The sequence below is a fragment of the Streptomyces sp. NPDC048603 genome (genome assembly GCF_043199475.1).
Lineage (GTDB): Bacteria > Actinomycetota > Actinomycetes > Streptomycetales > Streptomycetaceae > Streptomyces.
The window spans coordinates 60,156-80,716 of sequence record NZ_JBICVY010000015.1 but is presented as its reverse complement, the minus strand read 5'-3'; the positions used below and the strand labels follow the sequence as shown (position 1 = coordinate 80,716).

Annotated in this window: 22 protein-coding genes; 5 read left to right on the top strand and 17 right to left on the bottom strand. The window is 70.7% G+C overall.

All coding sequences use genetic code 11. From position 1 onward, the window contains the following. Position 1: 1 nt before the first annotated feature. From glgX to ACGFQ9_RS31560, 11 genes are read right to left on the bottom strand one after another with little or no spacing between them, the layout of a single operon-like run. Positions 2–2,134 (bottom strand): glycogen debranching protein GlgX, encoded by a 2,133-nt coding sequence (glgX, locus tag ACGFQ9_RS31610; RefSeq protein WP_393578580.1) that lies wholly within the window; start codon positions 2,132–2,134, stop codon positions 2–4. Then, positions 2,131–2,502, bottom strand: a complete 372-nt coding sequence (locus ACGFQ9_RS31605; protein WP_393578579.1) for an STAS domain-containing protein — start codon at positions 2,500–2,502, stop codon at positions 2,131–2,133. The genes glgX and ACGFQ9_RS31605 overlap by 4 nt, the downstream gene beginning before the upstream one ends. 34 nt (positions 2,503–2,536) lie before the next feature. Continuing rightward, positions 2,537–4,351, bottom strand: coding sequence for an AGE family epimerase/isomerase (locus ACGFQ9_RS31600; RefSeq protein WP_393578577.1), 1,815 nt, complete (start codon positions 4,349–4,351; stop codon positions 2,537–2,539). Continuing rightward, positions 4,344–4,778: a VOC family protein gene (locus tag ACGFQ9_RS31595; RefSeq protein ID WP_393578575.1), complete on the bottom strand. Its 435-nt coding sequence runs from the start codon at positions 4,776–4,778 to the stop codon at positions 4,344–4,346. The genes ACGFQ9_RS31600 and ACGFQ9_RS31595 overlap by 8 nt, the downstream gene beginning before the upstream one ends. Further along, positions 4,778–5,392, bottom strand: a complete 615-nt coding sequence (locus ACGFQ9_RS31590) for a DJ-1/PfpI family protein (RefSeq protein WP_393578574.1) — start codon at positions 5,390–5,392, stop codon at positions 4,778–4,780. Before ACGFQ9_RS31590 ends, ACGFQ9_RS31595 begins: the two co-directional genes overlap by 1 nt. Further along, entirely contained in the window at positions 5,385–6,989 is a 1,605-nt protein-coding gene (locus ACGFQ9_RS31585) for a GMC family oxidoreductase (RefSeq protein WP_393578572.1), read from the bottom strand. Before ACGFQ9_RS31585 ends, ACGFQ9_RS31590 begins: the two co-directional genes overlap by 8 nt. Positions 6,990–7,001: 12 nt before the next feature. Continuing rightward, the gene (locus tag ACGFQ9_RS31580; protein ID WP_393578570.1) at positions 7,002–7,403 is read right to left on the bottom strand and encodes a nuclear transport factor 2 family protein; all 402 of its coding nucleotides are present in this window, start codon (positions 7,401–7,403) and stop codon (positions 7,002–7,004) included. Between the two features lie 10 nt (positions 7,404–7,413). Continuing rightward, positions 7,414–7,869: a nuclear transport factor 2 family protein gene (locus tag ACGFQ9_RS31575; protein ID WP_393578568.1), complete on the bottom strand. Its 456-nt coding sequence runs from the start codon at positions 7,867–7,869 to the stop codon at positions 7,414–7,416. A 14-nt stretch (positions 7,870–7,883) separates the two neighbouring features. Next, entirely contained in the window at positions 7,884–8,321 is a 438-nt protein-coding gene (locus ACGFQ9_RS31570; RefSeq protein WP_393578566.1) for a nuclear transport factor 2 family protein, read from the bottom strand. Positions 8,322–8,346: 25 nt separating this feature from the next. Next, a complete protein-coding gene (locus tag ACGFQ9_RS31565; RefSeq protein ID WP_393578565.1) occupies positions 8,347–10,002 on the bottom strand; it encodes a thiamine pyrophosphate-binding protein in 1,656 nt (551 codons plus the stop codon). Between the two features lie 19 nt (positions 10,003–10,021). Next, positions 10,022–10,846 carry a type 1 glutamine amidotransferase domain-containing protein gene (locus ACGFQ9_RS31560; protein WP_393578563.1) on the bottom strand — a complete coding sequence of 275 codons (825 nt, stop codon included), beginning with the start codon at positions 10,844–10,846 and terminating at the stop codon, positions 10,022–10,024. 223 nt (positions 10,847–11,069) lie between these two features. Here ACGFQ9_RS31560 and ACGFQ9_RS31555 point away from each other — a divergent pair, with 223 nt between their 5' ends. The 5 genes from ACGFQ9_RS31555 (at position 11,070) to ACGFQ9_RS31535 (ending at position 14,647) form a co-directional block, all read left to right on the top strand. Continuing rightward, positions 11,070–11,360 carry a UBP-type zinc finger domain-containing protein gene (locus tag ACGFQ9_RS31555; protein WP_393578561.1) on the top strand — a complete coding sequence of 97 codons (291 nt, stop codon included), beginning with the start codon at positions 11,070–11,072 and terminating at the stop codon, positions 11,358–11,360. 155 nt (positions 11,361–11,515) lie between these two features. After that, entirely contained in the window at positions 11,516–13,150 is a 1,635-nt protein-coding gene (locus ACGFQ9_RS31550) for an FAD-dependent oxidoreductase (protein WP_393578738.1), read from the top strand. 70 nt (positions 13,151–13,220) lie between these two features. Continuing rightward, positions 13,221–13,763 (top strand): hypothetical protein, encoded by a 543-nt coding sequence (locus ACGFQ9_RS31545; RefSeq protein WP_393578559.1) that lies wholly within the window; start codon positions 13,221–13,223, stop codon positions 13,761–13,763. 87 nt (positions 13,764–13,850) lie between these two features. Beyond that, positions 13,851–14,180, top strand: a complete 330-nt coding sequence (locus tag ACGFQ9_RS31540; protein ID WP_393578557.1) for a putative quinol monooxygenase — start codon at positions 13,851–13,853, stop codon at positions 14,178–14,180. Further along, on the top strand, positions 14,177–14,647 hold the full coding sequence (locus ACGFQ9_RS31535; RefSeq protein WP_393578555.1) for a group II truncated hemoglobin: 471 nt from the start codon (positions 14,177–14,179) through the stop codon (positions 14,645–14,647). The genes ACGFQ9_RS31540 and ACGFQ9_RS31535 overlap by 4 nt, the downstream gene beginning before the upstream one ends. 79 nt (positions 14,648–14,726) lie before the next feature. Here ACGFQ9_RS31535 and ACGFQ9_RS31530 read toward each other — a convergent pair whose 3' ends face one another. The 6 genes from ACGFQ9_RS31530 to ACGFQ9_RS31505 form a co-directional block, all read right to left on the bottom strand. After that, the gene (locus tag ACGFQ9_RS31530; protein WP_393578554.1) at positions 14,727–16,046 is read right to left on the bottom strand and encodes a PQQ-binding-like beta-propeller repeat protein; all 1,320 of its coding nucleotides are present in this window, start codon (positions 16,044–16,046) and stop codon (positions 14,727–14,729) included. Between the two features lie 96 nt (positions 16,047–16,142). Then, the gene (locus ACGFQ9_RS31525) at positions 16,143–16,517 is read right to left on the bottom strand and encodes a barstar family protein (protein ID WP_393578553.1); all 375 of its coding nucleotides are present in this window, start codon (positions 16,515–16,517) and stop codon (positions 16,143–16,145) included. Continuing rightward, positions 16,514–16,954, bottom strand: a complete 441-nt coding sequence (locus tag ACGFQ9_RS31520; protein WP_393578552.1) for a ribonuclease domain-containing protein — start codon at positions 16,952–16,954, stop codon at positions 16,514–16,516. The genes ACGFQ9_RS31525 and ACGFQ9_RS31520 overlap by 4 nt, the downstream gene beginning before the upstream one ends. A 115-nt stretch (positions 16,955–17,069) precedes the next feature. Then, positions 17,070–18,116: a sugar-binding transcriptional regulator gene (locus ACGFQ9_RS31515; protein ID WP_393578551.1), complete on the bottom strand. Its 1,047-nt coding sequence runs from the start codon at positions 18,114–18,116 to the stop codon at positions 17,070–17,072. A 111-nt stretch (positions 18,117–18,227) separates the two neighbouring features. Next, the gene (rpe, locus tag ACGFQ9_RS31510; RefSeq protein ID WP_393578549.1) at positions 18,228–18,914 is read right to left on the bottom strand and encodes a ribulose-phosphate 3-epimerase; all 687 of its coding nucleotides are present in this window, start codon (positions 18,912–18,914) and stop codon (positions 18,228–18,230) included. Positions 18,915–19,043: 129 nt separating this feature from the next. Further along, a complete protein-coding gene (locus ACGFQ9_RS31505) occupies positions 19,044–20,489 on the bottom strand; it encodes an RsmB/NOP family class I SAM-dependent RNA methyltransferase (RefSeq protein WP_393578547.1) in 1,446 nt (481 codons plus the stop codon). Positions 20,490–20,561: the final 72 nt, after the last annotated feature.

Here is a 20,561-nt window from a genome sequence, read left to right as displayed (position 1 = left end):
GTCAGTCTCCTTCGTTGGTACGGCCCACGAGGATCACCACTGAGCGCGGGCCGATGAGGTACTTGCCGGCGTTCTCCAGCTCGGTCTCCGTGCCCGGGGCCCGGATGTCGTCCGGGGCCTGCGCCCCGGTGTCGGCGAACAGGTGCCAGGTGCGGCCCCCGGGCAGGGCGGGCAGCTCCAGGTCGTGCGCCTCCCAGTGGGAGTTCATGGCGACGTAGACCACGTCGTCGTCCCCGGCTCCGCAGCGGGCCACCGCCAGCAGCCGGCTGTCCCCGGACCAGTCGGGCTGCCAGGCACTGGTGCCGTGCCAGCTGATGTCGGGCAGGCCCAGCTCCGAGCGGATGGCGCCGGTGGGGTGCTCGGTGGAGCGGAGCTCCCGGTGGTGCTTGCGGAAGGCGATCATCTGCCGGGTGAATTCGAGCAGTTCGGCGTTCTGCTCGACCTGGTCCCAGTCGAACCAGGAGAGTTCGTTGTCCTGGCAGTAGGTGTTGTTGTTGCCCTGCTGGGTGCGCCCGACCTCGTCGCCGGACAGGATCATCGGGATGCCCTGGCTGACGAGGAGGATGGCGAGGGCGTTCTTCATCTGCCGGAGCCGGAGCCGGTTGATCTCCGGGTCCTCGGTGGGGCCTTCGGCGCCGTGGTTCCAGCTGTTGTTGTCGTTGGCGCCGTCGTTGTTGCTCTCGCCGTTGGCCCCGTTGTGCTTGTCGTTGTACGAGACCAGGTCGGCGAGGGTGAACCCGTCGTGCGCGGTCAGGAAGTTGACCGAGGCGGCGGGTCCGCGGCCGGCGTAGAGGTCCGGCGAGCCGGCGATGCGGGTGGCGAGCTCCCCGACGACCCCGGTGTCGCCCTTGACGAAGCGGCGTACGGTGTCGCGGTACTTGCCGTTCCATTCGGCCCAGCGGCCGTACGCCGGGAAGTTGCCGACCTCGTAGAGCCCGGCCGCGTCCCAGGCCTCGGCGATGAGCTTGGTGTGCCGCAGGACGGGGTCGAAGGCGAGCAGTTCCAGCAGCGGCGGGTTGGGCAGCGGGGTGCCGTCCAGGGCCCGGCCGAGGATGGCCGCGAGGTCGAAGCGGAAGCCGTCGATGTGGTAGTCGGCGACCCAGTGGCGCAGGCAGTCCAGGACGTAGTTGCGGACCACGGGGTGGTTGCAGTTGACCGTGTTGCCGGTGCCGCTGAAGTTGAAGTAGTACCCCTCGGGCGTGAGCATGTAGTACGTGGAGTTGTCGAGGCCCTTGAAGCTGATGGTGGGGCCCTGCTCGTTGCCCTCGGCGGTGTGGTTGAAGACCACGTCGAGGATGACCTCGATGCCGGCCGCGTGCAGGTCCTTGATCAGCGTGCGGAACTCGTCGCCCTGCATGCCGTAGCGTCCGGTGGCCGCGTAGCCGGCCTTCGGGGCGAAGAAGGAGACGGTGTTGTAGCCCCAGTAGTCGTAGAGCTTCTCACCGGTCTCGGGGTTGCTGCGCGGGTTGTCGCTCTCGTCGAACTCGAACACGGGCAGCAGCTCGACGCAGTTCACCCCGAGTTCCTTCAGGTACGGGATCTTCTCCCGCAGGCCGGCGAAGGTGCCCGGGGCGGTGACCCCGGAGTTGGGGTGCCGGGTGAAGCCGCGGACGTGGGCCTCGTAGACGACGAGGTCCTCCGCGGGGATCCGCAGCGGGCTGTCGTCGCCCCAGTCGAAGTCCTGCAGGCAGACCCGGGACCGGTACTGGTAGCCGCGGCTGTAGTCGGGCGGTACGCCCCACACGTCACGGCCGGAGATCAGCCGGGCGTAGGGGTCGGAGAGGACCTGCCGGGCGTCGAAGCGGTGCCCGGAGGCCGGGTCGAAGGGACCGTCGGCGCGGTACCCGTACTCGATGTTCTCGTGGTCCAGGCCGAAGACCGTCATGGCGAAGACGCTGCCCATGCGGAATTCCTCGGGGAACTCCAGCTCGGCCATCGGCTCGGGTTCCCCGCGCTTGTAGATGACCAGGGTCATGGAGGTGGCCTGGTCGGAGAAGACGGAGAAGCTGACCCCGCCGGGGACCACGTTGGCCCCGAAGGGGAAGGGCTTGCCCGCGCGGACGCGGTACCCGCCCACTTCGTGGGTCGGGTACGCGTCCACGCGCAGTACCTGTTCGGTGCGCGTCTCGGTCATCGGCCGGCCCTGCCGGCGCCGGCCGTGGTCCCGGCCTTCCGCTTCGCCTCGGCCGCGGCGGCCTCGCCGGTCTCGAAGAAGTCCAGGAAGCCGGTGGCCGACATGACGAACCGGACTTCCTCGCTCACCCCGTACAGGGTGACGGCGACACCGGCGTGCTGGGCCTCGCGGTAGACCACGAGGAGGGTGCGCAGGCCGGCGCTGGAGACGTAGGTGACCGCCGTGAGGTCGATCTTCAGCGGCCGGCCCTCGCGGACCAGCGGCAGCAGGGTCTCCAGCAGCGCGCCGGAGGTCTCGCTGTTGATCTCACCGGTGGCGACGACGACGGTGCCCGTCTTGTTCCGGCGTTCCTTGACGTTGAGAGACATTGCATTCCCCTTTCTGCGGGGCCCCCGTTAGCCCCTACTTGGTCTCCGGCCGGAGCCGTACCTTGACCCGCACCCGGCTCTGGACATCGGGCAGCCGGACGGTGAGCGCCCCGGCGTCGAAGTCCGTCCACGGCTTGTCGTCGATCTCGACGGAGGCGATGGTCACCGAGCCCGCGGGCAGCAGGTCCGGCGAGACGCGCAGCACGCGGCCGGGCAGGTCGGTCGGGTCGGGCTTGAAGTGGAAGTCCATCTCCCGGCCGTTGATGAGCAGGTTGTTGTAGACGGCGGCGAGGTAGCACAGCTCCGCCGAGTGGTACATGGACATCGAGTGGCTGCCCTTGAGCCGCTCGGTGCCGAGCAGGTACGGCGTGCCGCTGGCGAGCACGTTGAAGTAGACGGCTCCCTCGTCGTGGTCGAGGAAGAAGGTGTTGTAGAAGGCCTCGGCCTGGCGGGCCTCCTTCTTGAAGTCCGCGCCGCCGAGGGTGCCGTGCAGGATGAGGTAGGCGAGGATCGCCTGCTCCTGCTGCCACCACGCCTTGCGGTCGTGCCAGGCGAAGCGGTACGACTCCTGGTCCCCGCTCTTCAGCCGCTCGACGACGTCGTACCAGCCGCCGCGCTGCAGGTCGCTGCCGACCTCCGGCATGATCTCGCCGATCTTCTTCGCGAGGTCGGAGTAGGCCGGCTTGGCCTTCAGCGCGTTCATCCGGAGCAGGTTCCAGGCGATCTTCAGGTTGTGGCCGACGACCGCGCGGTTCTGCTGCCAGCTGTGCGCGGTGTCGTGCGACCAGTCGCGGAAGAAGCGTTCCTGGACGAACGGGCTGTTCTTGTAGTCCGGGAACCGGTCGGCGATGGTGTCGAAGGTGTACTCCAGGAAGTCGGCGTAGCGCTGCTCCCCGGTCGCCAGGTACAGGTTGATCAGGTAGGCGGGCGCGTGGTCGCCGACCGAGTTCCAGTTCTTGCGCTCGGCGTTCTCGCCGAGGGACTCGTGGTCGGCGCTGAAGAGGATCGGGTCGATGTGCGAGTAGTAGCCGCCGAGTTCCTCGTCCTTGAAGAACTTGTCGAAGAGGCGGATGGTGGCGTCGGCGTCGTTCTTGATCCGGACGTCACCGGTGACCCGGTAGGTCTGGATCGGGCCGGCCAGCGCGTAGATCTGCTCGTACATCGGGATGGCGTCGTAGTCGTCGGAGAACTCCGAGGTGAACAGCTTCTTCTCGCTGTCCCCGTCGACGCTGATGCCGTGGTACCAGTAGACGACGTCTTCCTCGCTGTCCACGACCCGCATGTGCTTGCGCAGGTACTCGGTGCCGCGCTCGGCGACCTCCAGGTACTCGTCCTTGCCGGTCAGCAGGTAGGCGGAGGCCATGCCGTAGACCAGGCGGGAGATGGTGTCGGTCTCCTGGATGTGGCTGGCGGTCTTGTCGCCGCCGAGCCGGATCTCGGTGCGGTACTCGGTGAAGTCCACCGGTCCGTCGCCGAACTGCGCCTTGCGGTAGAAGGAGGCCAGGGACTCGATCTGCTTGACCCACCAGCCGGCTTCCTCGAAACGGTAGTCCTCGGCGCCGCGGCCCAGGAAGACCAGCCGCTTGGCGTCGAAGCGGCCGCCCTGCTCCGGGTAGTGGACGCCGTAGACGAACAGGAACCGGCCGGGCGAGAGCATCTCGTCGAGGTGCCCGGAGGCGTCGATGTAGGGCTCGTCCAGGTTGCGGACCAGTTCGGCGCTGGGGCCGGAGTCGATCGACACGTCGAACGGGCGGCCGTCGGCGGTGTGCAGCCGGAGTCGCCGGGTCTCCGAGTCGAAGTGGTCGATGTATCCGGCGATGGTGTCCGAGAAGGAGAAGCCTTCAGCCATGCTGTGCACCGTCCTTGTCGTGAGAGCTGTCGTCGTCCGTGTATCCCTGGCTGACCTCGACGATCACCCCGTCGGGGTCGCGGAGCCACACCGTCCGCCAGCCGCAGATGAAGTCGTCGAAGGCCAGGGGGCCGAGCGTCACGTCGGCCGCGTCCCCGATGGCGGCGAGGAAGGCGTCGACGCTGTCGGTCTGGAAGGCGAGGTGCCGGATCCGGCCGGGGGCCGGGGGTCCGTCGTTCTCCGCCTGCCGGGCCGGCTCGGCGCCGGCCGGGAAGAGCTCCAGGTACGCGTCCCCCTTGCGCAGGAAGACGATCTGCGAGTCGCCGAGGTCGACCACCCGGGCCCGGGCGAAGCCGAAGTACCGGGTGTAGAACTCCTCGGTGGTCTTCTGGTCGGTGCAGTTGAGGCCCACGTGCGACCAGCGCATCAGCCGGCCCCCCGGCCCCGCCCGGCCGCGATGAGCTCGATGATCCGGCGGGCGAAGAGGTGGTGGTGGGCTCCGGTGCGGCCGGTGACCAGGTCGCCGTCGACCACCACGTCCTCGTCGACGTACTCCCCGCCCATGTTGCGGACGTCGCCGATGAGGTTGTTGTGGCAGACCACCTTGCGGCCGCGGATCTTGCCGGGGATGGAGGAGGCCAGCCACATGCCGTGGCAGATGATCCCCTTGAGGACCGTCGGCTCCTCGAAGGCCCGGCGCAGCAGCTCGGTCGCGGGCGCCAGTACGTCCACGTCCTCGGTGTACCGGAGGCGGTCGGCGACCATGCCCGAGGGCACGATCAGCGCCGCGTACCGGCGCAGCTCCTCGTCGGACAGCCCCTCCAGGGAGCGGTCGGCGGTGAACGGCGCCCGGTACTCGTGGCCGGTGAAGGTGATGGAGTCGTTGCCCCACAGCCGGGTCAGGAAGTCGACCTCGGCGCCCTCCTCGGCGAACCGGCGCTGGTAGTAGAAGATCTCCGGCTCGTAGAAGTCGCTCTCGACCAGGACCGCGATCCGGGTCCCGGTGAGGGCGCCCTCGCGCAGCACCGCTCCGTCAGACACGGGAGACCCCCTTCATGAAGTCCGCCGCACGCTCGGCGATCATGGCGATGGCGGCGTGGCAGTTGCCGGACGGGACCGCGGGCATCACGCTCGCGTCGACGACCCGGAGCCCCCGGACGCCGTGCACCCGCAGCTGGGGGTCGACGACGGAGAGGTCGTCGATGCCCATGCGGCAGGAGCCGGACTGGTGGTGGTAGCTCTCCGACTTCTGCTTCACGAAGGCGCGAAGCTCGTCGTCGGTGACCGTGCCCGGGCCGGGCTGGAGCTCCTGCTTGTACCAGGGCGAGAAGGCGGAGGTCGCGAAGATCTCCCGGGCGAGTTTGACGCCCTGCACCATCCGCTCCAGGTCCCAGCGGTCGCCCAGGTAGTTCGGGTGGATCAGCGGGTGGGCCAGCGGATCGGCGCTCGCGAGCCGGATCCAGCCCCGGGAGACGGGCCGGACGACGCCCGGCAGGATGGACACCGTGTTGGGGTGGTCCTGGCCGACGATCACGTCGAAGGGCACGTGCACGAAGGCGATCTGCAGGTCGGGCGCGGGCAGACCCGGCTGTGAGGACAGGAAGAGAGCGCTCTCCGAGAGGTTCTGCGTCGGCGCCGGCAGCTCCTGGGTGACCTCGGCCATCAGGCCGGTCAGCACGTGGTTGTGGAAGTTCTCGCCGACGCCCGGGACCGCCGCGGTGACCGCGATGCCGTGTTCGGCGAGCTGCTCGGGGTGGCCTATGCCGGAGAGCAGCAGAAGCTTCGGCGACTCGATGGCTCCGGCCGCGACGATCACCTCGCGGCGGGCGCGCACGGTGTGCGTGCCGGGCTCGCCGGTGGTGCCTGCGGCGTCCTGGACGGTCCGCCCCGGGAAGTCGGCGGGCGGGGTGGTCTGTACGTACTCGGCGCCGGTGCAGGTGGTCCCGTCGAACAGCAGGCGGGTGGTCTGGGCGCCGGTGCGCAGGGTGAGGTTGGGCCGGGTCAGGGCCGGTTCCAGGTAGGAGGCCAGGGTGCCCTGGCGGCGGCCGTCGGCCACGTCGATGTGGTGCCAGCCGGTACCGAACAGGCCGCGGCGCGGGCCGTCGGTGTTGAAGTCGGCGATCTCCTGGTGGCCCAGTTCCACGGCGGCGTCGATGAACGCCCGGGACGCCGGGTTGGGGTCGTGCCGGCCCGCGTGGGTGATCCGCTGCGGGCCGCCGGTGCCGGTGGTGGCGGCGGTGACGTCCTCCTGGGACTCCAGCAGCGCGAAGTAGGGGAGCACGTCCTCGTACGCCCAGCCGGCCGCGCCCTGGTAGGCCCAGTTGTCGAAGTCCGAGGCGTGGCCCCGGATGTGCATCATGATGTAGAGGTTGCTGCTGCCGCCGGGGGCCTTGCCGCGGGGTTCGTACGTACGGCGGCCGTCCAGCCCGGGCTGCGGGACGCTGGTGTAGCCCCAGTCGACGGGCCCGCCGAGCAGCTTGTACCAGGACGAGGGGTCGTCCACCTCGGGCGGGATGCGGGAGCCGCCCGCCTCCAGGACCAGGACGGAGACGCCGGGGTCCTCGGAGAGCCGGTTGGCCAGGACGCTGCCGGCGGTGCCGGAGCCCACGATGACGTAGTCGTACTCAGCCGTTGTCACCGGACCGCCCCCTCAGTCCTGGCTCAGGACCTGGAAGGGGACCGTGTCGTGGTAGTTCGCCATGTAGGCGATCTTTCCGTCCACGATCCGGAAGTAGTTCATGACCTCGGCCTCGATGGCCTCGCCGGAGGCGCTGACGGCGCTCAGGTGGGAGACGGCCGCGGCCTGCACGCTGCCCGGCTGCTCCGAGCCGGCGCCGGGCCGGTCCACGATGAAGTGCACGGGCTTGTTCTGGAAGACCCGGTACATGGTCCCCATGCCCTTCATCATCGAGCGCAGGGTGTCTTGGCCCTCGATGTGTCCGGCCAGCTGCTCGTCCATGACCTGGTCGTCGGCGAACAGGTCGCACCAGCGGTCCCAGTCACCCGCGTTGGCGTACTCGTAGTACTTGGTGAGGATCTGTCGGGCGTCCATCGCTCTCCCCCTATCGGTCCCTGCGGATGCCGTCCGGGGCGAACGGCGCCCAGAACTGGCTGAACGCGCTCGCGGTGTCGCCGAACAGGCCGTCCCGGCCCTCGACGACCCGCCCGTCGCGCCAGCGCATGAAGTGGAAGACCTGGTAGTCCATCCGCTCGTACGGGGAGCCGGTCGCCTCCGCCGCGCCGGCCCGCAGGCCGGTGTTGCGGCAGACGTCGGCGGAACAGTCCTCACCGACGAGGATCGCCTCGATGTCCATGCGGAAGGTGCCGTCGGTGAGCTTGTGGGTCTGCCCCATCAGCTCCAGGAAGGCGTCCAGGCTCTCGTACCAGCCGGCCAGCGGGTGGTTGCCGGGGACCAGCCAGCGCAGGTCCTCGGAGTAGTACTCGAGGATCTTGGTCCGGTCGCCGGAGCCCAGCGCCCGGTAGGCGGCCTGCACCCGCTGCGGCGTCACTCGGGTCATCGTCGGCGCCCCTCTCAGAGCGAGCCCGAACCGGGCATCGGGGCCAGGTCGTTGACGGCGTACGCGGCGATCCGGGGGCCGGCCGGCCCGGCCACCACGGTCCAGGTCTGGTCGGCGTCGAAGCCGAGCCACTCGCTGCGGGCGGCCGGCGGGTCCCAGATCTTGGCCTGCCAGTTGACGAGCACCCGGACGGTGGCGCGCTTCCCGTCGGCCTCGATGACGGGTTCCACCTTGGTGACGGTGTGCACCTCGTCGAAGAACCGGGCGGTGACGGCCGCGTACCAGCGCCCGAAGCCCTCGTGGCCGAGGAAGGTGTCCTCGGGAACCTCGAACGCCAGGTCCTCGGTGATGAAGGCGAGCACCTGGTCCAGGGGTATGTGCCGGTCCAGGGCCACGTACCACTGCTCGGCGAAGCTGCGGATCGCGTCCTCGGTCAACCGCTCGGCGGGCATGTGTCCTCCGTTTCGTATGGGGGTGTCAGATCTGGATGTCGACGAGGAACGGCCCGGGGTGGCCGAGCATCCGGTTCACCGCGGCGACCGCCTCGTCCGGCTTCTCCACCCGCATGCCGCCGGCTCCCAGGGCGCGGGCCAGTCCGGCGAAGTCGATCTCCGGGTGGGACAGGTCGAAGGACCCGGGGAAGGCGTGCGCGGCGATGTCCCGCTCCCGCCAGTACTGCTCGATGTTGTCGTCGAGCAGCCGGTACTTGCGGTTGTTGCAGACCACGAACTTGGCGTCGATGCCGTGCCGGGCCGCGGTCCACAGCGCCTGGTAGGTGTACATCGAGCCGCCGTCGCCGGAGAACCCGACGACGAGCCGGTCCGGGCGGGCCAGTTTGGCCCCGACCGCGCCGGGGAAGCCGACGCCGAGCGAGCCGCCCCGGGTGAGGTGGTAGTCGCCGGGCCGCTCCGCCGGCAGGTGGGCGGTGACCAGCGGCGAGGTGGTGAGCGCCTCGTCGAAGACGATCAGGTCGCCGCCGGTCCGCTCGGCGAGGGTCTTCAGGAACACCGCCATCGGGCTGCCGTCGTCCGCCGCCGCGCGCGCGGCGCGTGCCCGCTCCCGGGTCCGGACGTCGATCCGGGCGGCCGCGGCGGCCCGGGCCTGCGGGGTGAGCCGCCGGTCCAGTACGGCGGCCAGCTCGCGCAGCGCGGACTTGGGGTCGGCGGCCAGGCCGAGGTCGACCGGGTGGTTCTTGGCGATCTCGTAGGTGTTCAGATCGATGTGGACGATCCGGGCGTCCTCCCGGAACGGGCTGACCAGCTCGGGGAACACCTCGGGGAAGACGTAGGTGCCGACGATCAGCACCGCGTCCGCGGCCCCGACGAGTTCCCTGCTGTGCGGGCCGAACATATGGCCGGTCTGGCCGCGCCGCAGCGGGTGCGAGGCCGGGATGTTGACCTCGGAGGAGTCGACCTCGTACACGTCGGCGCCCAGCAGCTCGGCGACGGCCACGAGTTCGTTCTGCGCGCCGGCGAGCGAGACCCCGTCGCCGACGAGCACCACGGGCCGCTGTGCGGACCCGAGCAGCTCCGCGGCCCGCCCCACCGAGGCCGGCGAGGGCGCGACGTCGGTGAGCGGCACCGTTGCCGGCACCACCGGCTCGGAGTTGAGCTCGTCGAGGACGTCCATGGGCAGGGCCACGAACACCGGTCCGCGGGGCGGGGTCAGTGCGATCTTCACCGCCCGCCGGATGGTGCGGAGCACCGAGTTCGGGTCGGTGACCCGGGTGGCGTACTTGGTGACCGGGCGGGCCATGGCCACCAGGTCGGCGGCCATCTGGGCGTCCATGGCGTCGTAGCGGACCCCGGCGTCGCCCGCGACCACCACCAGCGGGGTGTGGCCGCGGAGCGACTGGTAGAGCATGCCGATGCCGTTGCCCAGGCCCACACCGGAGTGCAGCTGGAGCAGGGCGGCACCGCCGGTGGCCCGGGCGTATCCGTCGGCGATGCCGGCGGCGACGGTCTCCTGGAGGGCGAGGATGTACTGGAAGTCCTCCGCCGCGTCGACCGCGTCGAGGAATCCCTGTTCCACCGTGCCGGGATTTCCGAACATCACATTCAGGCCGTCGGCCTTGAACTGCTCGATCAGCCTTTCCCGTCCGGGAGTGGGCGGCGTATTCGGCGTGGCTCCCATGACTTCCCTTTCCCCTCCGTTACCACCCGTACCGAGTGAGACCGTTCTCCAGGACTTCCACGATCTTCTGCCCCGTGAGATAGGAGTCGGGGGTCGAACGCCCGGTGACGAACGGGAAGTCCACGATCACCGAGACGGGCTTTCCGAAATTGCCGTGGTACGCCCCGCCCGGGCCGGTGGCGTCGCGCAGGATGTACTCCAGCGGGTACGGCGGCGGACCCATATTGAAATCGGTACCGAGGAATCCGGTGCCGTCCTTGTAGTCGTACTCCTTGCAGTGGCCGGTGACGTGCTTGCCCCAGATGATGCTCTTGCGGTCGTCCCAGTCGCGGGCGAAGGCCAGGCACGCGACGCCGTAGCACTCGGCGGCCACGACCTTGCCGGCCTTCTCGAAGGCCAGGATCAGGGCGTGCACGCGCTCGTTGTTGGCGAGGTCGGCGATGGGGCCGCTGCCGCCCACGATGAGGATCGCGTCGTACCCGTCGATGTCGGCGTCGAGTTTGTCGAGATCGCGGTGGTACTGCTCCAGCTTGCGCAGATAGCCCTCGTCGCTCGTGTACGGGCGCTCGGGCACCCATGCCTCGATGTCGAGCGGCGAGTCCAGCCGGCTCGACTGCTCGAACTCCCGGCCCAGCCGGGCGTTCTCCTCGGTGGTCACCGAGCGGCCCAGCGGCGGGTCGATGTAGTTCGCGTCGAGGCTCGGCGGAAGGGCGTGCGCGCGCTTTCCGGTCGGCGTGGCGAATACGACTTCGTAGCCCCGCTCGTCGAACTTCGAAACCGGGCCTATCAGCTCCTCGGCCCAGTAACCGTGTTCGGAGACAATGACCAGAATCTTTCTGCTCACGGATTCCTCCAAGCGCCGCCTGTTGTCCTTGGCGTCGTCCACACTGGTCGTGCAGAGGGCCTCCGTCAAAGCGCCCGTATGCGACTTCGTGAGGTAGAAAGCGAGGTGGCGGCGGCACCTCAGGAAGTCTCCGGCGACGTCATGAAGTCGGCTCCGGACTTCATGACATCGGCCGAATCACTGAACCGTCGCACGTGCCTGGTGATTATCTTCTCCACGAATCATGGACCACGGAAGGACGGGGCCGGTGGACAGCATCTGCACGCACATCGATCACATACGTCCGGTCAGGCCGGGCACCGAAGGGTGCGAGGAGTGCCTGGCCCTCGGCGACGGCTGGGTGCACCTGCGCATGTGCCTCAGCTGCGGGCACGTGGGGTGCTGCGACTCGTCGAAGAACCAGCACGCCACCAAGCACTACCGGACCACCGAGCACCCCATCGCCGCGTCCCACGAGCCGGGCGAGGACTGGGCCTGGTGCTACGCCGACAAGCTCATGCTGGAGCCGGCGTGAGCACGGCCCCGGACACCAAGGGCGGAGCCTCGGCAGCGGCGCCCTCCGCGCCCTCCGCCTCGTCCTCCGCCTCGTCCGCTGCCTCCGCCACATCCGCCGCGCCCACCGCGTCCACCGCGTCCACCGCGGAGAACCGCAAGCCGGTCATCCTGGCCGTGGACGACGACCCCCAGGTGCTGCGGGCCGTCCGCCGCGACCTGCGCAGCGCGTACGGCGACCGCTACCGGGTGCTGGGCGCCTCCTCGGCCGCGGACGCGCTGAAGATCCTGGACTCGCTGGACGAGCGCGGCCACGACCCGGCCCTGTTCCTGGTGGACCAGCGGATGCCGGACGTGACCGGCGTGGAGTTCCTGCTGGAGGCGGTCAGCCGGTTCCCCGACGCCCGCCGGGTGCTGCTGACGGCGTACGCGGAGACGGACGCGGCGATCACGGCGATCAACCGGGTCCGGCTGGACTACTACCTGCTCAAGCCGTGGGACCCGCCGCACGAGCGGCTCTTCCCGGTCCTGGACGACCTGCTGTCGGACTGGCTGGCCACCTACCGCCCCGCCTACGACGGGATCATCGTCGCGGGCCACCTGGTCTCCCCCGGCACCCACGCCGTACGGGACTTCTTCACCCGCAACGGACAGCCGTTCCGCTTCCTGAACGTGGAGCGGGACCCGGAGGCGCTGTCCCTGATCGCCGACCGCCCCGACGGCGCCCTGCCGCTGGTCCGCTTCCCGGACGGCACGCTGCTGTCCGCACCGGCCGACACCGACCTCGCCCGGCAGCTGGGCCTGTCCACCACCGCCTCCCGCCCTCACTACGAGTGCGTGATCGTCGGCGCGGGCCCGGCCGGCCTGGCGGCAGGCGTGTACGCCGCCTCCGAGGGCCTGTCGACGCTGATGCTGGACTCCCGCGCCCCGGGCGGCCAGGCGGGCACCTCCAGCCTGATCGAGAACTACCTGGGCTTCCCGTCCGGTCTCTCCGGCGGCGACCTGACCCGCCGGGCCACCATCCAGGCGTCCCGGTTCGGCGCGGAGATCCTGCACCCGGTGGAGGTGGTCTCGCTGACCCGGGACGACCCCGCGAAGATCCTCACCCTGGCGGACGGCACGGAGATCTCCGCCGAGACGGTGCTGCTGGCCACGGGTGTGGCGTACAACCGGCTGCCGGCCGCGGGCGCGGAGCGGTTCGAGGGCGCGGGCCTGTACTACGGCGCGGCCACCACGGAGAGTTCGGCCTGCATCTCCCAGCACGTGTTCATCGTCGGCGGCGCGAACTCGGCCGGCCAGGCCGCCGTGCACTTCGCCAAGTACGCGGCCCGGGTGACGATCCTCGTGCGGGCGGAGTCCCTGGACGCCAGCATGTCCCGCTACCTGATCGACGAGATCGAACGCATCCCCAACATCGAGGTCCGGGTCCGCACCACGGTGACCGAGCTGCACGGCGGCGAGCACCTGGAGCGCATCACCCTGCACGACGCGGCGGCCGGCACGGACAAGACCGTCGCCTGCCGGTTCATGTTCACCTTCATCGGAGCCCGGCCGCACACGGACTGGCTGGCCGGCGTGGTGGACCGGGACGACCACGGGTTCGTGCTGACCGGCTCCGACCTGATCTCCAACGGCGGCGAGCTGCCCGCCGAGTGGAGCCTGGAACGCGCCCCCTACCCGCTGGAGACCAGCGTCCCCGGGGTCTTCGCGGCGGGTGACGTACGGGCCCACTCCGTCAAGCGGGTGGCCTCGGGTGTCGGGGAGGGGGCGATGGCGGTCAACCTGATCCACCGCTACCGCTCGATGGGCTGAGAGCGAACACGGGCCGGCGGCCGCCGCGGAGGGTTGTGATCACGGGCACAACGGATGCAACGTTGATTACATGATTACAGCCGAGCAGCGAGAAGAACTCCGCGGCTGGTTCGCCGGCCGCCTTCCGGTGGACGTCTACGAGGAGCTCCTCGAGGTCGTGGTCGACCGAGAGGAGATCACCGTCGTCGGCCGCATCCCGGCGCACGAGTCGGTGGAGGCGTTCCGCGAGCGCACCCGCGAGCAGCGCATCGAGGTGGCCCGCGAGGCCGAACAGCTCTACCGCCGCAAGGTCGCCTGGGGCGTCCAGGCCGGTGAAGAGCGCGTCCTGTTCACCCATCTGGCCGTCCCGGTCATGACCCGGCTGCGGCAGTCCGAGCGCCAGGTGCTGGACCTCCTGGTCGCCGGCGGCGTGGCGCGCAGCCGGGCCGACGCCCTGGCCTGGTGCGTCCGCCTGGTCGGCCGCAACACCGGCTCCTGGCTCGCCGAGCTCCGCGACTCCCTGGACCAGGTCCAGCGGGTCCGCGCACAGGGCCCCGACGTGGCACCGGAGGCGGAGCGAGAGCAGAAGCCGGACGTATCGGACCCGGACTCCCAGAAGTCCGGACCCGAATGAGGGATCACTCGCCCGGGAAGCGTTGATCGGGAAGGGTTGGGCAGGTCGGCGGTACGCACCGCCGGCCGAACACAGGGAGACGACACCATGGCCACGACCGTCGAGTACATCCGCTACCGGATCGCGTTAGACGACCAGCCGGCGTTCGAGGACGCCTACCGGCGGGCCGCCGAATCGCTGGCAGCCGCGCCGGAGTGCATCGACTACGAGCTGACGCACTGCCAGGAAGAGCGCGAGCGGTACATCCTGCGCATCCGCTGGACCTCGGTGACGGACCACCTGGAGGGCTTCCGCAAGGGCGAGCACTTCCCGGCCTTCTTCGCCGCGGTCCGCCCGTTCTTCACCGCGATCGAGGAAATGCAGCACTACGAGCCGACGAAGGTCATCGGCACCGGAAAGGCCCCGGAACAGTCATGAGCAGCAGCACGCCCACGATCTACGAATGGATGGGCGGGGCCGAGGCGATGGACCGCCTCACCGAGGCCTTCTACGGCCACGCCCTCCAGGACGAGATCCTGGCCCCGGTGTTCGCGGGCATGGACGCGGAACACCCGCAGCACGTGGCGGTCTGGCTGTCCGAGGTGTTCGGCGGCCCGGCCGACTACACCGCCCGCCACGGCGGCCACCAGCACATGGCCACCAAGCACCTGGGCCGCGCCATCACCGAGAAGCAGCGCCGCCGCTGGGTCGACCTCCTCCTCGACACCGCCGACGAGGTGGGCCTGCCCACGGACCCGGAGTTCCGCGCGGTCTTCGTCTACTACATCGAGTGGGGCACCCGCATGGCCCTGATCTACTCCGGGGAGAACCCTCCCCCGGTGGACGCGGCCAAGATCCCCATCTGGGGCTGGGGCCAGACCCCGCCCTGGATCCCGAAGTCCTGACCCCGCCGGCGGGGCCGGCCCACCCGGACCGGCCCCGCCGGCGAGCACGGCCACACGCCGGTCCGGCGCTGCCGTCGGGTCACGAGCGTCTGTACGCCGTGTCACCGACGATGAGCCTGCCCTCGTGCTCGAAGGCCCTGCCCAGTGGATCCTCGCCGTAGTGGAAGCGGCGGACGTCGCGCTTCCTGCCGGTGGCGGCGTCGAGGAGGTACACGCGCACGGCCGGGAACAGCAGCATGTCCAGGCGTTCGCCGACCGCGGTCAGCCTCCCGTCCTGGAGTTGGAAGACCTGCACGTCGGAGTCGAGGTCGGTCTTCCACACCTGCCGGCCGGTGGCCAGGTCGAAGGCGATGGCGCTGTCCCGGTTGCCGACCTTCTTCACGTAGTGCCCGCCGAGGGCGTAGAGCCTGTTGTCGTCCACCGCCACGTACGAGCTGCTGAAGTCGATGGGCGGGTTGGGCCGTCCGTCCCTGCCGAAGGAATGGAAGGCGCTGACCTCGTCCACGACCAGCGGGTCGGCGGAGACGAGGAGCGCGCCGCCATCGCCCCACGTGGCCGGCTCACGGTCGCCGATCGGGGTGGACCACAGGAGCGCGCCGGTGGCCGGGTCGAAGGCCGCCGCGTGCAGTTCGGCATCCCGGTTGAACCGGTTCGGGATCGTGTTCGGTCCGTTCTTCGTGCCGCCGCAGGCGAGGACGGCGGCGACATGCCGCACGGCCGGCAGGGCATGGGCAGGGACGCAGTCGGTGGGAACGGCCGCCGTCCAGCGGGGCTTGCCGGTGCGTACGTCGACGGCCCGCAGTCCCTGGTGGGTGAGCACGGCGAGACCGCCGCCCACGGTCACCTGAGCACGCCTTTCGTCACTCAGGGTCTTCTCGCGGGGCGCGGCCGGGACCGGAGTGCGCCAGATCTCGCGGCCGCTCTTCATGTCGACCGCGGCGAGCGTGGTGCACAGCTGTCCCCTGGCCGAGGCGGGCCGGTTCTCGTCATCGCGCGTGACGACCATGACGGAACGGTCGACGTCGGCCCCGATGGCACAGGTCCTGGAGCGGCCCGGCGGCCGGTACTCCCAGACCTGTCTGCCGGTCCCGGCGTCGTGGCCGGTCGCCCCGGTGAGCCTGCTCCGCACCAGTGTGTCCCCGGCCAGCCAGGACCCGTCGCCGTCCGGCCAGACCGCGTTGCCCGGGACGGTGGCCTTGTCGTCCCCGGGGATCCGCCAGGCGATGTCCATCGAGTCGCCGGGGAAGCGGCCCGCGACGAGGACGCCCGCGACGGTGACGGCGCAGACCAGGGCCACGATCACACCGCCCCGGATCAGGTTGCGGCGGGTCCGTCCCCCGCGCGCGGACGCATCGCCGTCCGGCTCGTCGTCGTTCGGTCTCGCCGTGTCCGTGGCCATGTTCTCTGCTCCCCCCGGGCGTGACGCTGCCGGTCGGCAGACGGGGTCACGCGCTTCCCCCGGAGAGGTGATCATAGACACCCCGTTCCGAAACGATCAGTGAGCCCGCGCGGCGGCCACGACCACCTCCAGCGCCGACCCGCCCTCCGTCTCCCGCCAGTACGCGGCGGCCTCCTCCAGCACCTCCCGCAGGACCTCCCAGTCCCCCGGCCGCGCCCTGGCCAGACCCTCCCACCCCGTCACCGCCACCAGCCGCCCCGCGGCCTCCGGCAGCCACGACAGGTCCCTCAGGCAGTCCGCCAGCGCATCCCAGTTCCGGCCGAACCACGCCGGCAGGACGAAGGCCTCCGCGCACACGTCCATCAGCCGCGCCTTGGTCCGTACGCCGTCCAGGTCGAGCCGGACGACCGCCCAGCCCGCCTGTTCGGCGGCCGCGAGGGCAGGGGCGAGCGGATGCGGGTCCATGGTCATCGGAGAACCGCCTTGAAGGTGTCGTAGTGGTCGTCCGTGTAGTAGAGCTCCCCGCCCCCGCCGGTCACGATCCGCCGCGCGCCCCGGTCCCGCTCCCCCGGAGTCTTCACCGTGAACTCGTGGTAGTAACCGCGCTTCTGCTTCGGCAGCGCCTTCTCGAAGTTCCCGAAGACGGCCCCGTCCTGCCGGTACGGGTACGGCCCGCCCCGGTCGATGAGCGCCAGGGTGTCCCTGGCCTGCGGCGGCAGCCGGTCCGCCCGGACGGTCGGCATGCCCCTGGCCCAGTCGGGTGTGACGGCCGCGCTCGGCGCGGTCGCCGGAGCCGGGACACCGCCCCCGCAGCCGGCGGCCCCGCCCCACACGGCCAGACACAGGAACAGGGCCACCACGGCCCGGGGCAGCCGCCGGGGCCACCTGGGCACGTTCCGGAAGATCATGGCCCGATGCTGCCAAACATCCGATGCACCCGCGAATCACCCGAACCGGGCACGACCTGCCTCAGGGGGCGGCCGGATGCAGCGGCCCGGCCGGAGGCCGGGCCGTACACGCTTCCTACTGGTCGGGGTCGGCCCGCTCCAGCGCCGGCCGGAGCCCCGGCTCCGACTCCGTCAGCAGGTAGTCGGCGGCAGCGGTGTCCGTCACCAGGCTGGTCACCAGCCCCGACCGCAGCACCGCGCCGATCGCCGAGGCCTTCCGCAGTCCGCCCGCGATGGCCACGACCTCCGGGATCCGCCGCAGCCGGTCCGCCTCGACGGTGATGCACCGCTCGCCGAGGTCCCGGCCCACGCGCCGCCCCTGCGAGTCGAACAGGTGCGCCGACATCTCGGCGGCCACACCCAGCGAGGCGTAGTGCGCGCGCTCCTCGTCGGACAGCATGTCGTGCACGGTGGAGATGCCCGGCTCCCACGACCCGATCGACACGGCGGCCACGGTCACCTTGTCGAAGTATTCGAACGCCCGCGCGATCCCGGTCTGGCTGCGGAGCGCCGCCGCCGTCGCCGGGTCGGGCAGCAGCATCGGCGCGTAGATGGGGTGCGCGTCCCCGCCCGACACCTGGGCGGCACGGCGCACCGCCTCCACCGAGCCGCGCTCCGCCGTGCCGGCGTCGTAGACGCCGGTCAGCTGCACGACGGTGCACTGCGGGAGCCGGTGCAGGGCGGCGGCCATGTGAATGGTCGACCGTCCCCAGGCCAGGCCCAGCACATCACCCTCGTTGACCAGCTCACCGAGCAGGTCCGCGGCGACCGCACCGAGGTTCTCGGGGTCGGGTGCGTCGTCGGTCACCTCGGCGGGCGACTCGACGACCACGGCGTGCCGCAGCCCGTACCGGGCGCGCAGCGCGTCCGAGCGCTCCGCGTCCAGCTCGGCCGGCACCCGGATCTCGATCCGTACGAGATCCCGCTCGAGGGCGGTCTCCAGGACCCGGGCCACCTTGAAGCGGCTCACGCCGAACTCCTCGGCGATCTGGATCTTCGACTTGCCCTCGAGGTAGAAGCGGCGGGCCATGGCCGCCGCCTGCACCAGCTCCGCGGGTCCCATCCGCAGGGCTGACCGTCCCGCCGACATTGCAGACACCGCGTTCTCCTCCCTGCTGTTCACACTCTCGACTCGCCGTTCATCCTGTCAGATCCGGCGACGGTTGATCAGCCCGGACAGCAGGCGTTCACCGAGCTGTTCACCAACGATCGCCTCCGTTGTCCCTGTCGTGTCTCAGTGGTCGCAGGCCCACGGAGCGGCGGCGATCGCGGCACCCGCCTGCTCACGCAGGGTACGCACGGCCGCGGCCGGATCCACCGCCCCGTAGACCGCGCTGCCGGCCACGAACACGTCCGCACCGGCCTCGGCGCAACGTTCGATGGTGGACGCGGAGACCCCGCCGTCCACCTGGAGCCAGAGGTCCAGTCCGTGCTTGGCGATGAGCTCCCGGGTGCGGCGGATCTTCGGCAGCATCACGTCCAGAAACGGCTGCCCCCCGAACCCCGGCTCGACCGTCATGATCAGCACCATGTCGAGCTCGGGAAGGATGTCCTCGAACTGCTCGATGGGCGTGGCGGGCTTGAGCGCCATCGACGCCCGCGCCCCCTTGGCCCGGATCTCGCGCGCCAGCCGCACGGGCGCGCCGGCCGCCTCCGCGTGGAAGGTGATCGACCCGGCACCGGCCTCCACGTACTGGGGGGCCCAGCGGTCGGGATCCGCGATCATCAGATGCAGGTCCAGCGGGGTGTCCGTGGCACGGCTGAGCGACTCCACGATGGGCATGCCGAGCGTGAGGTTCGGGACGAAGTGGTTGTCCATGACGTCGACGTGCAGCCAGTCGGCCCCCTCCACCGCCTTCGCCTCATCGGCGAGTCGGGAGAAGTCCGCGGACAGGATGCTGGGATTGATCTGAACGGCCATGCCCCAAGCGTGCCATGCCGACGGCGCGTCTCAGCCACGACCCCGACAGCTAACCATTCCTTAACCGACCCTGCAAAACCCTTGACCCATCCTTCCGAACACCGGCGCAGCCGGCCCCGCTGCCGCCCCCTACGCCGTCCTTCGCAGCAGGGCCAGGTACATCGCGTCCGTGCCGTGCAGGTGCGGCCACAGCTGTACGTCCGGCCCGTCGCCCAGGGCCGGGACGCCCGGCATCAGGGGACGCGCGTCGATCAGTTCCGCCGCGACGGGGGCCGCGCCGCCCCGGCCCCGCAGCACGTCGTCCACGACGACGCGGGTCTCCGCCAGGTGCGGGGAGCAGGTCGCGTACCCGACCACGCCGCCCACCCGGACCGCGGAGAGGGCCTCCCGCAGCAGCGACCGCTGCAGCGGCGCGAAGCCTTCCAGGTCCTCCGGGCGGCGGCGCCAGCGCGCCTCCGGGCGGCGCCGCAGGGCGCCCAGCCCCGAGCACGGGACGTCCATCAGGATCCGGTCGAAGGAGCCCGGCTGCCAGGCCGGGCGGGTGCCGTCGGCGGTGATGACCTGGTACGGGCCGGGGTTCCCGGCCAGCGCCCGCTCCACCAGCCGCGCACGGTGCGGCTGCTTCTCCGAGGCCAGCAGGAACGCACCGCGTTCGGCCGCCAGCGCACCGAGCAGGGCCGCCTTGCCGCCGGGGCCGGCACAGCCGTCCAGCCAGCGCTCGTCGCGGCCTTCCAGCGGTGCGTTCGCCAGCGCGATGGCGACGAGCTGGCTGCCCTCGTCCTGGACGCCCGCCCGGCTTTCCCGCACCGCCTCCAGCGCGCCCGGCTCGCCGCCCTCGGCCAGCCGGACGGCGTAGGGCGACCAGCGGCCCGGCAGTGCGGACTCCTCGCCGACGGCGTCGAACAGCTCCTCGGTCGTGGCGCGGCCGGGGCGGGCCACCAGGGTGACCTCCGGCCGTTCGTTGTCGGCTTCCAGCAGGTCCTCGATGCCGGCCCGGCCACCGCCGAGGGAGTCCCACAGCGCGGAGACCACCCAGCGCGGGTGCGAGTGGACCACCGCGAGGTGGTCCTCGGCGTCCTTCTCGTACGGCGGGGCCACCTGCTCCAGCCAGCCGTCGAGGTCATGGGCGGCGATCTTGCGCAGCACCGCGTTCACGAACTTCGCGCGCCCGTCACCCAGGACCACCCGCGCCAGCTCGACGCTCGCCGACACCGCCGCGTGGGTCGGGATCCGGGTGCCGAGCAGCTGGTGCGCGCCGAGCGAAAGCACGTCGAGGACCGGCGGGTCCACCTCGCGCAGCGGCCGGTCGATGCAGGCGGCGATGATCGCGTCGTAGGTTCCCTGGCGGCGCAGGGTCCCGTAGACCAGCTCCGTCGCCAGCGCCGCGTCCCGCGCCTGGAAGTTCTCGTTCTGGCGTGCCTTGCGCAGCAGCGGCGGCAGCACCAGGTTCGCGTACGCGTCCCGCTCGTCGACGGCGCGCAGCGCCTCGAAGGCGAGGATGCGGACGGGGTCCTTCTTGGGACGGCGGTAGGGCTTGGCCTGCTTCTGGCCGCTGCGGCGAGGCTGCTCACTCACGAGAAAGGTGCTCCGGGATCAAAAAGGAGATTCAAGATAAAAAGGAGAATCGAGGCAAGAGGGGGATTCGCT

What these genes read in the sequence shown, in the direction of transcription:
- ACGFQ9_RS31520 (WP_393578552.1), bottom strand. Translation starts at nt 16,954, where the DNA reads ATGATCTTCCGGAACGTGCCCAGGTGGCCCCGGCGGCTGCCCCGGGCC.
- ACGFQ9_RS31600 (WP_393578577.1), bottom strand. Translation starts at nt 4,351, where the DNA reads ATGGCTGAAGGCTTCTCCTTCTCGGACACCATCGCCGGATACATCGAC.
- ACGFQ9_RS31555 (WP_393578561.1), top strand. Translation starts at nt 11,070, where the DNA reads ATGGACCACGGAAGGACGGGGCCGGTGGACAGCATCTGCACGCACATC.
- ACGFQ9_RS31575 (WP_393578568.1), bottom strand. Translation starts at nt 7,869, where the DNA reads ATGACCCGAGTGACGCCGCAGCGGGTGCAGGCCGCCTACCGGGCGCTG.
- ACGFQ9_RS31570 (WP_393578566.1), bottom strand. Translation starts at nt 8,321, where the DNA reads ATGCCCGCCGAGCGGTTGACCGAGGACGCGATCCGCAGCTTCGCCGAG.
- rpe (WP_393578549.1), bottom strand. Translation starts at nt 18,914, where the DNA reads ATGGCCGTTCAGATCAATCCCAGCATCCTGTCCGCGGACTTCTCCCGA.
- ACGFQ9_RS31525 (WP_393578553.1), bottom strand. Translation starts at nt 16,517, where the DNA reads ATGACCATGGACCCGCATCCGCTCGCCCCTGCCCTCGCGGCCGCCGAA.
- ACGFQ9_RS31605 (WP_393578579.1), bottom strand. Translation starts at nt 2,502, where the DNA reads ATGTCTCTCAACGTCAAGGAACGCCGGAACAAGACGGGCACCGTCGTC.
- ACGFQ9_RS31535 (WP_393578555.1), top strand. Translation starts at nt 14,177, where the DNA reads ATGAGCAGCAGCACGCCCACGATCTACGAATGGATGGGCGGGGCCGAG.
- ACGFQ9_RS31545 (WP_393578559.1), top strand. Translation starts at nt 13,221, where the DNA reads ATGATTACAGCCGAGCAGCGAGAAGAACTCCGCGGCTGGTTCGCCGGC.
- ACGFQ9_RS31530 (WP_393578554.1), bottom strand. Translation starts at nt 16,046, where the DNA reads ATGGCCACGGACACGGCGAGACCGAACGACGACGAGCCGGACGGCGAT.
- ACGFQ9_RS31580 (WP_393578570.1), bottom strand. Translation starts at nt 7,403, where the DNA reads ATGGACGCCCGACAGATCCTCACCAAGTACTACGAGTACGCCAACGCG.
- ACGFQ9_RS31595 (WP_393578575.1), bottom strand. Translation starts at nt 4,778, where the DNA reads ATGCGCTGGTCGCACGTGGGCCTCAACTGCACCGACCAGAAGACCACC.
- ACGFQ9_RS31565 (WP_393578565.1), bottom strand. Translation starts at nt 10,002, where the DNA reads ATGGGAGCCACGCCGAATACGCCGCCCACTCCCGGACGGGAAAGGCTG.
- ACGFQ9_RS31540 (WP_393578557.1), top strand. Translation starts at nt 13,851, where the DNA reads ATGGCCACGACCGTCGAGTACATCCGCTACCGGATCGCGTTAGACGAC.
- glgX (WP_393578580.1), bottom strand. Translation starts at nt 2,134, where the DNA reads ATGACCGAGACGCGCACCGAACAGGTACTGCGCGTGGACGCGTACCCG.